The 12,291-nt window shown below is 34.7% G+C and carries 9 protein-coding genes; all 9 read left to right on the forward strand.

The genetic code is table 11. From position 1 onward, the window contains the following. Positions 1–16 precede the first annotated feature (16 nt). Entirely contained in the window at positions 17–3,073 is a 3,057-nt protein-coding gene (locus RCH19_RS02770) for a TAT-variant-translocated molybdopterin oxidoreductase (RefSeq protein ID WP_343021936.1), read from the forward strand. Between the two features lie 37 nt (positions 3,074–3,110). Beyond that, positions 3,111–4,514, forward strand: a complete 1,404-nt coding sequence (gene nrfD / locus RCH19_RS02775) for an NrfD/PsrC family molybdoenzyme membrane anchor subunit (protein WP_121923954.1) — start codon at positions 3,111–3,113, stop codon at positions 4,512–4,514. Beyond that, positions 4,507–5,031, forward strand: a complete 525-nt coding sequence (locus RCH19_RS02780; RefSeq protein ID WP_121923955.1) for a DUF3341 domain-containing protein — start codon at positions 4,507–4,509, stop codon at positions 5,029–5,031. The genes nrfD and RCH19_RS02780 overlap by 8 nt, the downstream gene beginning before the upstream one ends. Before the next feature lie 7 nt (positions 5,032–5,038). After that, on the forward strand, positions 5,039–5,584 hold the full coding sequence (locus RCH19_RS02785; protein ID WP_343021937.1) for a cytochrome c: 546 nt from the start codon (positions 5,039–5,041) through the stop codon (positions 5,582–5,584). A gap of 27 nt (positions 5,585–5,611) precedes the next feature. After that, on the forward strand, positions 5,612–7,087 hold the full coding sequence (locus tag RCH19_RS02790) for a quinol:cytochrome C oxidoreductase (RefSeq protein ID WP_343021938.1): 1,476 nt from the start codon (positions 5,612–5,614) through the stop codon (positions 7,085–7,087). A gap of 19 nt (positions 7,088–7,106) precedes the next feature. Then, positions 7,107–8,267, forward strand: coding sequence for a cytochrome c oxidase subunit II (locus RCH19_RS02795; protein ID WP_343021939.1), 1,161 nt, complete (start codon positions 7,107–7,109; stop codon positions 8,265–8,267). A 30-nt stretch (positions 8,268–8,297) separates the two neighbouring features. Continuing rightward, positions 8,298–10,094, forward strand: a complete 1,797-nt coding sequence (locus RCH19_RS02800; protein ID WP_121923959.1) for a cbb3-type cytochrome c oxidase subunit I — start codon at positions 8,298–8,300, stop codon at positions 10,092–10,094. A 78-nt stretch (positions 10,095–10,172) separates the two neighbouring features. Then, positions 10,173–11,195 carry a Holliday junction branch migration DNA helicase RuvB gene (ruvB, locus tag RCH19_RS02805; protein ID WP_343021940.1) on the forward strand — a complete coding sequence of 341 codons (1,023 nt, stop codon included), beginning with the start codon at positions 10,173–10,175 and terminating at the stop codon, positions 11,193–11,195. Positions 11,196–11,278: 83 nt separating this feature from the next. Then, positions 11,279–12,199 (forward strand): tRNA epoxyqueuosine(34) reductase QueG, encoded by a 921-nt coding sequence (gene queG, locus RCH19_RS02810; protein WP_343021942.1) that lies wholly within the window; start codon positions 11,279–11,281, stop codon positions 12,197–12,199. Positions 12,200–12,291: the final 92 nt, after the last annotated feature.

Here is a 12,291-nt window from a genome sequence, read left to right on the forward strand (position 1 = left end):
TTTTTAATATTTATATATGTCATCAAACAAAAAATACTGGAAAAGTGTTGAAGAACTAGACAAAAATAGTTCTATTGTTGAGGCGCTTAGAAATAACGAATTTGTTGAAGAAATTCCTACTGATGAATTTTTAGGAAATGGTGATGCATTATCATCTTCATCAACATCACGTCGTGATTTTTTAAAGTACGTTGGTTTTAGTACTGCGGCGGCAACGCTTGCAGCTTGCGAGGGTCCTGTAAACAAATCGATACCTTACGTTCTTCAGCCAGAGCAAATCATTCCTGGAGTTTCAGATTATTATGCAACTTCAGTTTTTGATGGATTTGATTTCGCTAATCTTTTAGTGAAAACACGCGAAGGTCGTCCTATTAAAATTGATAATAATACGATCGATGGAGCTAAGTTTAGCGCTAATGCTAGAATCCATGCGTCTATATTGTCGCTTTATGACAGTATGCGTTTGAAGGAGCCTAAAGTAGAAGGTAAAGCTTCAACTTGGACTGCTGTAGATTCTAAAATTAAAACTAGTATAGCTGATGCTACTGCGACTGGTGGCCAAGTTGTTCTTCTAACTAACACTTTAGCAAGTCCATCAACTGAAAAGCTTGTCGCTGAATTTTTATCTAAGAATTCAAATGCTAAACACGTTATTTACGATGCAGTATCTGAATCTGAAGCTTTAGATGCTTTCGAATCAGTTTACGGTGAAAGAGCGTTAGTTGATTATGACTTTTCTAAAGCGTCACTTATCGTATCTGTTGGAGCTGATTTCCTTGGTGATTGGCAAGGTGGTGGATACGGTGCTGGATATGCTAAAGGAAGAAGTCCTAAATTAGGAATGATGTCACGTCACTTCCAATTAGAGTCTAATATGACTTTATCTGGTGCTGCTGCTGATAAGCGTTTGGCAATGTCAACTGCTAATCAAAAACAAGCATTAGTTCATATATATAATATTGTAACAGGTTCAGCTGTAGGCGTAACTTTAGATGCTGCTTTTAAAGCAGAGGTTACTAAAGCGGCTCAGCAATTAAAGGCAGCTGGATCTAAAGGTCTATTGGTTTCTGGTATTCAAGATAAAAACGCACAATTATTAGTTTTGGCTATTAACCAAAATTTATCAAGTGAGTCTTTTAGTACATCAGGCGTTAGACAAATTAGAAAAGGTTCGAATGCTAAAGTAATGCAGTTAATTGCAGATATGAAAGCAGGTAGTGTTCATACACTAATGATGAGTGGCGTTAACCCTGTATATACTTTAGCAGACAGTAATTCTTTCGTAGAAGGAATTAAAAAAGTTAAAACAACAGTTTCTTTTTCTCTTAAAGAAGATGAAACGGCTTCGATTAGTACAATCGCAGCTGCAGTTCCTCATTATTTAGAGTCATGGAATGATGTTAGTATTACAAAAGGTACTTACGGAATTACTCAACCAACAATTCGTCCATTATTTAATACAAAACAATTTCAAGATATTTTATTGTCTTTGAATGGTGTTTCTGGGACGTTTTACGATTATATTAAAACGAATGCTTCTTCAATGATCTCTGGTTCATCTTGGAACAAAGTTTTACATGATGGTATATACGTTGGTGCTGCTTCAAGCCTTTCTGGTGGTTCAGCTGATTATAGTGCTGCTGCAAATGCTCTAGCGCAATCAAAAGCTTCACAAGGTCTAGAATTAGTATTGTATACTAAAACTGGAATGGGAGATGGTCAACAAGCAAACAATCCATGGTTGCAAGAATTTCCAGATCCAATCACAAGAGTTTCATGGGATAACTATGTTACTGTTTCGAATGCAGATGCGAAGAAATACGAACTTCATAATGAAATCGTTGCAAATGGTGGTCTTAACGGAAGTTATGCTACTATTACTACGGCTCACGGATTGAAATTAGAAAATGTTCCAGTAATTGTTCAACCAGGTCAAGCTGTTGGTACAGTTGGATTAGCATTAGGTTACGGTCGCAAGGCTGCTCTTAAAGAAGAAATGATGGTAGGTTTAAATGCTTACTCTCTATATAAAGGTTTCAATAATGTACAGTCTATTACCTTAGCTAAGGCTGGAGGAGAGCATGAGTTCGCTTCTGTTCAAGGGCAAAAAACATTAATGGGTAGAGGAGATATTATCAAAGAAACTTCTTTGGAAATCTTCAATACTAAAGATGCAAAGGTTTGGAATCCACAACCTATGGTTTCATTAGATCATAAAGAAGTAGAAGCTACTAAAGTAGATTTATGGACTTCATTTGATCGTAGTACTGGTCATCATTTTAATCTTTCGATTGATTTGAATTCATGTACAGGATGTGGGGCTTGTGTTATAGCTTGTCACGCTGAAAATAACGTTCCAGTTGTTGGTAAATCTGAAATTAGAAGAAGCCGTGATATGCACTGGTTGCGTATTGACAGATACTACTCTTCTGAAAGTACATTTGCTGGAGATAACGAAAGAAAAGAAAACATTGAAGGTTTATCAAGTTCATTATCTACGTTCAACGAGATGGAGAAAGCAGGTGATAATCCTCAGGTTTCATTTCAACCTGTAATGTGTCAGCATTGTAATCATGCACCTTGTGAAACTGTTTGTCCTGTAGCCGCGACTTCTCATGGTCGTCAAGGTCAAAACCAAATGGCTTATAACAGATGTGTTGGTACTCGTTACTGTGCTAACAACTGTCCTTATAAAGTGCGTCGTTTTAACTGGTTCTTGTATAACAAGAATAGTGAATTTGATTATAATATGAATGACGATTTAGGACGTATGGTTTTAAATCCTGATGTGAATGTTCGTTCTCGTGGTGTAATGGAAAAATGTTCTATGTGTATTCAAATGACACAAGCTACAATTTTGAAAGCAAAAAGAGAAGGAAGAGTTGTAGTTGATGGTGAATTCCAAACTGCATGTTCAAATGCTTGTTCTACTGGAGCAATGAAATTTGGAGATGTAAATGATTCTGAAGCTGAAATTACTAAATTAGCAGCTGATGAGAGAATGTATCATTTATTAGAGCATGTTGGAACAAAACCAAATGTGATTTATCACGTTAAAGTTAGAAATACCTAGTACAAAATAAATTAATTAAGAATCAATATAAAGGATTATGTCGTCTCACTACGAAGCAACCATTAGAAAACCCTTAGTTATAGGTGATAAAACTTATCACGATGTAACTGTAGATGTAGCTAGACCTGTTGAAGGTAAAGCAAACAAACATTGGTGGATTGTATTTTCAATCGCATTAATAGCCTTCCTTTGGGGACTTGGCTGTATTATCTACACCGTGTCTACAGGTATTGGTACATGGGGATTAAATAAAACTGTCGGATGGGCATGGGATATTACTAACTTTGTTTGGTGGGTTGGTATTGGTCACGCAGGAACGTTAATTTCTGCAGTACTTTTACTTTTCCGTCAACGTTGGAGAATGGCGATTAACCGTTCTGCTGAAGCAATGACAATTTTCTCTGTAATTCAAGCAGGTTTGTTTCCAATTATACACATGGGTCGTCCATGGTTAGCATACTGGGTTCTTCCTATCCCGAATCAATTTGGTTCGTTATGGGTTAACTTCAACTCTCCATTACTTTGGGATGTATTTGCTATCTCAACTTACCTTTCGGTTTCATTAGTTTTCTGGTGGACTGGTTTGCTACCTGATTTTGCAATGCTACGTGATAGAGCAATTACTCCTTTTAACAAAAGAGTTTATTCTATATTAAGTTTCGGATGGAGCGGTAGAGCAAAAGACTGGCAACGTTTTGAAGAAGTATCTTTAGTTCTTGCAGGTTTAGCTACTCCACTTGTACTTTCTGTGCATACTATTGTATCGATGGACTTTGCAACCTCAGTTATACCAGGATGGCATACTACGATTTTCCCTCCTTACTTTGTTGCTGGAGCAGTTTTCTCTGGATTTGCGATGGTAAATACCTTGCTTATTATAATGAGGAAAGTATCAAATCTTGAAGCTTACATTACGGTTCAACATATTGAGCTGATGAATATTGTTATCATGATTACTGGATCTATAGTAGGTGTAGCTTACATTACTGAACTGTTTGTTGCTTGGTATTCTGGTGTAGAGTATGAGCAGTATGCTTTCCTTAACAGAGCAACAGGACCTTACTGGTGGGCATATTGGTCAATGATGACATGTAACGTTTTTTCTCCACAATTTATGTGGTTCAAAAAATTAAGAACAAGTATCATGTTTTCATTTATAATTTCAATTGTTGTTAATATTGGAATGTGGTTCGAAAGATTTGTAATTATCGTAACTTCGTTACATAGAGATTACTTACCATCTTCTTGGACAATGTTTTCACCAACGTTTGTTGATATAGGTACATTTATTGGTACAATAGGTTTCTTCTTTGTATTGTTTTTATTATATTCTAGAACTTTCCCTGTGATTGCACAAGCTGAAGTAAAAACAATTTTGAAAGGAACTGGAGATAATTATAAAAGAGAAAGAGAAGCAAATAAAGATTCACACCATGAGTAATAAAGTAATATACGCCATTTATAATGACGATGATATTTTGATGGATGCGGTTAAACAAACCAGAGCAGCTCATCATCATATTGAAGAAGTTTTTACTCCATTCCCTGTACACGGTTTGGATAAAGCGATGGGACTTGCACCTACAAGATTAGCAATTTGTGCTTTCCTTTATGGTTGTGTTGGATTATCATTTGCAACTTGGATGATGAACTATATTATGATCGAAGACTGGCCGCAAGATATTGGTGGTAAACCAAGTTTTAGCTACATTGAAAATATGCCAGCATTCGTTCCAATTATGTTTGAGCTTACTGTATTTTTTGCTGCTCACTTAATGGTAATTACTTTTTACATGAGAAGTAGATTATGGCCATTTAAACAAGCAGAGAATCCAGATGTTAGAACTACAGATGACCATTTTTTGATGGAAGTTGCTGTAAGGGATAATGAAGAAGAATTAATTTCATTTTTTCAAAGTACCGGAGCTGTAGAAGTTAAAGTAATAGATAAGCATTAAATTAGATATGAAAAGCGTATATAAAATAACACTTTTATTTGGTATAACTATTTTAGTTTCATCTTGCCATAATACATCGGCACCAAACTATCAATATTTTCCAAATATGTACGAATCAGTAGGTTATGAAACTTACTCTGAATCGAATGCATTTAAAGATGGTAAAGAGGCTCAGCTTCCAGCAGAAGGATCAATAAACAGAGGTTTTGAACCGTTTGATTATGAAAATTCTACTGCGGGTTACGAGTTAGCTAAAGCTAATTTAAAGTCGCCTCTAGCTGTTGAAGATAGAAATTCAGAAAAAGGAAAAGAGCTTTATGATATTTACTGTATGACTTGTCACGGTTCAGCCGGGAATGGTAAAGGTAAATTAGTAGAGAGAGAGAAATTTTTAGGAGTTCCTAGCTATGCAGATAGAGTTATAACAGAAGGTAGTATTTATCATGTTGTAACTTATGGTTTGAATTCAATGGGTTCACACTCAAATCAATTGAATCCCCAAGAACGTTGGTTAGTTGCTGACTATGTTCTAAAACTAAAAAGCGAATTATAATTGTTGAACAAACTGATCGTAATAGATATGTATACATTTTCAAGTAAATTAAAAACTCTTTCATTCATCTTAATGGCCGTTGGTATATTAGGAATTGGATATGGTTTTTATACTGCACCAAAAGATATTCAAGAAGTTGAAGCGCTTCTTGCAGCGGAGAGTCATGGTGGTCATGGTGAAGCAAAACACGAAGTTTCTGCGGAAGCTGGAGCTGCACATGATGCGACTGATTCTCATAATGTAGCCGCAGCCGATAAAAAAGTAGAGGATTCTAAAGTAGTTATGGCTATTGAAACAGACACTGCTAAAGTTATGAATGAAACTACGGTTGCGCCTGTTGAAGTAGTTTCAAAAATTAACAGAGAAAAACATGTTGTTAATGCTGAAGAAGAGCATGCAGAACACTTAAATCATGTTTTACATCAATTACAAAATAAGCCATGGGCTGCTTTTTATGTAGCGTGTATATTCTTTATGCTTGTTTCGCTTGGTGTTTTAGCTTTCTATGCTATTCAACAAGTAGCTCAAGCGGGATGGTCTCCTGTTTTATTTAGAGTAATGCAAGGTATTACGTCATATTTACCTGTAGGATCTGTTATATTCTTTATCATACTATTGCTGTCAGGTTTTCATTTTAATCATCTTTTTGTATGGTTAGATCCTGCTGTAGTTGCTGCAGATAAATTGATTGCTAACAAGGCAGGTTATTTAAACTTTCCTTTTTGGATTATTAGAGCTGCAATTTTCTTAATTGGTTGGAATTTATATCAGTATTATTCTAGAAAAAATTGTTTAGCTCAAGATGAGGCTAACGACAATCTTAATTATAAAAAGAATTTTAATATTTCAGCGATATTTCTTGTATTCTTTATTGTAACTGAATCTATTATGTCTTGGGATTGGATTATGTCAATCGACCCACACTGGTTTAGTACATTATTTGGATGGTATGTTTTTTCAAGTTTCTTCGTAAGTGGTATTACAGTTATTGCATTGGTAACTTTATATCTGAAATCGAAAGGTCTTTTAGAACATGTTAATACAAGTCATATTCATGATTTAGCTAAATTTATGTTTGGTTTCAGTATTTTCTGGACTTACTTATGGTTTTCACAGTTTGTTTTAATATGGTATGCTAATATTCCTGAAGAAGTTACTTACTTCATCACAAGAATAGAAATATATAATCTTCCATTTTTTGCAGCTGTAACGATGAACTTTATTTTTCCTTTATTAATATTGATCAATACAGATTTCAAGAGAATTACGTGGGTTTTAGTTATGGCGGGAGTTGTAATGTTGTTAGGACATTACCTAGATTTCTTCCTTATGATTATGCCTGGAACAGTTGGAGACAGATGGTTTATTGGAGTTTCTGAGATAGCTTCTATCCTTTTCTTCCTTGGATTATTTATATTTGTTGTTTTCACAGCATTAACTAAATCACCATTGTTACCAAAAAGAAATCCTTTCATTGATGAAAGTAAACATTTCCATTATTAATATTTAAAGTAGAAAACAGATGACAAGTTTGTTGGTAATTATAGTTTTAGTTTTATTAGCTGTTGCTCTATGGCAATTGACTAAAATATTCGACCTAACGCAAGTTGGTTCTAATAGAGATACATCAGAAGTAGCGACAGATGATGATAATAACGTTCAAGGTTATATCATGTTCACATTTCTTGCTTTTCTTTATATCTTCACAATATACGGATTGTTTAAATGGGGTCCTTTAGTTTTACATACACCAGCTTCTGAGCATGGTGAAGATGTTGACTTTTTAATGAACATTACATGGGTTCTTATATTCATTGTTCAGGCAATTACACAAGCGCTTTTACACTATTTTGCTTTTAAATACAGAGGTAAAAAAGATCAAAAAGCACTTTACTTTGCTGATAACAATAAGTTAGAGGCATTATGGAGCGTTATCCCTGCGGTTGTATTAGCTGGTTTGATTTTGTACGGTTTGTATGCATGGACAAATATTATGTTTGTTGATGAGGATGAGGATACAATTGTTATTGAGCTTTATGCACAGCAGTTTAACTGGAAAGCTAGATATTCAGGTGAAGATAATGTACTAGGTAAAGCTAACGTAAGATTAATTGAAGGAGTAAATAGTCTAGGTGTTGATATGGCAGATCCATATTCTCAAGATGATATCGTTGTTACTGAACTGCACATTCCGATAGGAAAGAAAGTTCATTTCAAAATGAGATCTCAAGATGTTTTGCACTCTGCTTATTTTCCTCACTTTAGAGCACAAATGAATGTTGTTCCTGGTATGGTTACTGAATTTGCTTTTACTCCAGTATTTACTACTGCTGAGTATAGAGAGTTGCCTTATATGATTGAAAAGGTAGCACACATTAATGATTTAAGAGCGAAGAAAAGTGTTGAATTAGTTGCTAAAGGCGAAACAGCTTTAGATCCTTACGCTTTTGATTACTTACTACTTTGTAATAAAATATGTGGTGCATCTCACTACAATATGCAAATGAAAGTAATTGTTGACACTCCTGAAGATTATAAAAAGTGGATCAATGAGCAAGCACTTCTTGTAACTCAAGTAAAAGAAGCTAACGCTACTCCAGTTCCAGCAATTGACGGAGCTACTAAAATGGACTCGACAAAAGGCGCAGATACTACGGTTGTTGCTAAAATGGCAATGAAATAATATTATTAAGAAAATTTAAAGTATACATATATGTCAGCAGAAGGTCACGATCACGCATTGGATCACGAACACGAACATCATCATAAAGAAACTTTTATTACTAAATACATCTTTAGTATAGATCATAAAATGATTTCCAAGCAATACTTAATTACAGGTATTATAATGGGAGTTATCGGGGTACTAATGTCATTGCTTTTTAGAATGCAATTAGCATGGCCTGAGGAATCTTTTAAAATATTTAATATTTTATTAGGTGATAAATTTGCTCCTAATGGAGTTATGGCTAATGATATTTATTTAGCATTAGTTACCATACACGGGACGATAATGGTCTTTTTCGTTTTGACGGCCGGTCTTAGTGGAACATTTAGTAACTTATTGATTCCACTTCAAATTGGTGCACGAGATATGGCATCAGGGTTTATGAATATGGTTTCTTATTGGTTATTTTTCATATCAGCTGTTGTAATGCTTAGTTCATTATTTGTTGAAGCTGGTCCTGCATCATCAGGTTGGACAATTTATCCTCCTTTAAGTGCGTTGCCACAAGCAATCCCTGGCTCAGGAATGGGTATGACTCTTTGGTTAATATCTATGGCGATATTTATTGCTTCTTCTTTATTAGGATCTTTAAATTATATCGTAACAGTTATCAACCTTAGAACAAAAGGAATGTCGATGACTAGGTTACCATTAACAATCTGGACATTTTTTGTAACTGCAATTATTGGAGTTGTTTCGTTTCCAGTTCTTTTATCTGCTGCGTTATTATTAATTTTTGATAGAAGTTTTGGAACATCATTCTTCTTATCTGATATTTATATAGCTGGAGAAGTTTTACATTATCAAGGTGGTTCTCCTGTATTGTTTGAACACTTGTTCTGGTTCTTAGGTCACCCTGAGGTTTATATCGTTATTTTACCAGCAATGGGAATTGTATCTGAAGTTATGGCTACGAGTTCTCGTAAACCAATCTTTGGTTATAGAGCGATGATCATGTCTGTTTTAGCAATTGCATTTTTATCAACGATCGTTTGGGGTCACCATATGTTCGTTTCAGGAATGAATCCATTTCTAGGATCTGTCTTTACGTTTACCACTTTATTGATTGCGATACCATCTGCTGTAAAAGCTTTTAACTGGATCACGACTTTATGGAAAGGTAATTTGCAATTGAATCCAGCTATGTTGTTTTCGATTGGTATGGTTTCGACATTTATAACTGGTGGACTAACAGGAATTATTCTTGGAGATAGTACTCTGGATATTAATGTTCACGATACTTATTTTGTGGTTGCTCACTTTCACTTAGTAATGGGTATCTCTGCATTATACGGAATGTTTGCTGGTGTTTACCACTGGTTCCCAAGAATGTATGGTAGAATGATGAACAAAAATTTAGGTTATATTCACTTTTGGGTAACTGCAGTTTGTGCTTACGGGGTATTCTTTCCAATGCACTTTATTGGATTAGCTGGTCTTCCAAGACGTTATTACACAAATACTAGTTTCCCTTTGTTTGATGATCTTCAAAATGTGAATGTTCTTATTACTACTTTTGCTTTAATTGGTGGAGTTTTCCAACTTGTTTTCTTATACAATTTCTTTGCTAGTATTTTTTACGGTAAAAAATCAGTACAGAATCCATGGAAATCTACAACTCTTGAATGGACTGCTCCAGTAGAACACATACATGGAAACTGGCCAGGTGCTCTTCCAGAAGTTCACAGATGGCCATATGATTATAGTAACCCTAATCATGACGTAGATTTTGTACCTCAAAATGTACCAATGAAACCAGGTGAAGAAGAATTACATCACTAGATTTTAAATATATTAAAAATGCCTTTCTATTCTGAAAGGCATTTTTTTTTACTTGTAACTTTATTCTATCTTTGTTCTATGAATGAAAATTTAGATCCTACTACAAACGGTTATAATTCAGAGGAGCTTGATCTCGAAAAGAAATTAAGACCTCTTTCTTTTGATGACTTTGCTGGACAAGATCAGGTACTTGAAAACTTGAAAATATTTGTTCAAGCAGCGAACCAAAGAAATGAGGCGTTAGATCACACTTTGTTTCATGGTCCTCCAGGACTAGGGAAAACTACGCTTGCTAATATTTTAGCTAATGAGTTACAAGTAGGTATCAAGATTACTTCAGGTCCTGTTTTAGATAAGCCGGGAGATTTGGCTGGTCTTTTAACCAACTTGGAAGAGAGAGATGTGCTTTTTATTGATGAAATTCATCGTTTAAGTCCCATAGTGGAAGAATATTTATATTCAGCTATGGAAGACTTTAAAATAGATATTATGATAGAATCTGGTCCGAACGCTCGTACGGTACAGATAAATTTAAACCCTTTCACATTAATTGGTGCTACTACTAGATCTGGGTTGCTGACTGCTCCAATGAGAGCTCGTTTTGGAATCGCATCACGTTTGCAATATTATACAACTGAGTTGTTGACAACAATTGTAGAAAGAAGTGCGACGATTTTTAAAATGCCAATATCTATGGAAGCAGCTATCGAAATTGCAGGTAGGAGTCGTGGTACGCCACGTATTGCCAATGCTTTGTTACGTCGTGTTAGAGATTTTGCACAAATAAAAGGCAACGGAACTATCGATATTGAAATTGCACGTTATGCATTGAAAGCACTAAATGTAGATGCTCATGGTTTAGATGAAATGGATAATAAAATACTAAATACTATCATTGATAAATTCAAAGGTGGTCCAGTAGGATTATCCACTTTGGCGACAGCCGTATCAGAAAGTAGCGAAACAATTGAAGAAGTTTACGAACCGTTTTTAATTCAGGAGGGTTTTATTATGAGAACTCCAAGAGGTCGTGAAGTTACTGATAAAGCGTATAAGCACTTAGGTAAACTAAATACTAATATTCAGGGTGGTCTATTCTAAAGTTTTCTAGATACTATAGTTTTATTTATTCTACCGTACAAATTAAACTATTTATTGCAATAATATTTTAATCTAAATTTGATATTAGTACAAAAACAACATATACAAAATTCATTAAATCCGAGGCCATACGTCTTGGATTTTTGTCTTGTGGAATATCGAAAGCTGGTTTTCTAGAGGAAGAAGCACCTCGTTTTGAAAACTGGTTAAATCAAAATCGTAATGGTCAGATGTCCTATATGGAAAATCATTTTGACATACGTTTAAATCCAACCTTGCTTGTTGAAAGTTCAAAGAGCGTTATTTCACTTTTACTAAACTATTACCCCGAGGATTTGCAAAATTCTGATAGTTTTAAAATTTCTAAATATGCTTATGGTGAAGATTATCATTTTATAATTAAAGATAAGTTAAAAGAATTTTTGCACTCTATTCAATTCGAAATAGGAGAAGTTGGCGGACGTGCATTTGTTGATTCAGCTCCAGTTTTAGATAGAGCTTGGGCTGCAAAAAGTGGATTAGGATGGATAGGAAAGAATAGTAATTTAATTACGCAAAAGGTTGGCTCTTTTTACTTTATCGCAGAGCTAATAATTGATCTTGATTTAGACTATGACCATGCCGTTACAGATCACTGTGGGAGTTGCACCGCTTGCATCGATTCCTGTCCTACGGAAGCTATAGTTTCTCCTTATATCGTAGATGGTAGTAAATGTATTTCGTATTTTACGATAGAGTTGAAGGAAAGCATTCCAGCTGCAATGAAAGGTAAGTTTGATGATTGGGCTTTTGGCTGCGATGTTTGTCAAGATGTATGTCCGTGGAACAAGTTTTCAAAACCACATAGTGAGCCATTACTTACTCCTCATCCAGACTTACTTTCGATGACTAAAAGGGATTGGATCGAAATTACTGAGGAAACCTTTAGAGCTGTTTTTAAAAAATCCCCTATAAAAAGAGCGAAATATCTAGGTTTAAAAAGAAATATTGATTTCTTAAAGTAAGTAATGGTTAAAATTTAATGTCGTATTTTGTTCCAAAATTAGTCAGGACAAAATTTAATTTTTCTTTGAGGTTTTCGAATGATTTATAAGCA

Origin of the sequence: Flavobacterium sp. PL12 (assembly GCF_039123485.1) — a bacterium.
GTDB lineage: Bacteria > Bacteroidota > Bacteroidia > Flavobacteriales > Flavobacteriaceae > Flavobacterium > Flavobacterium weaverense.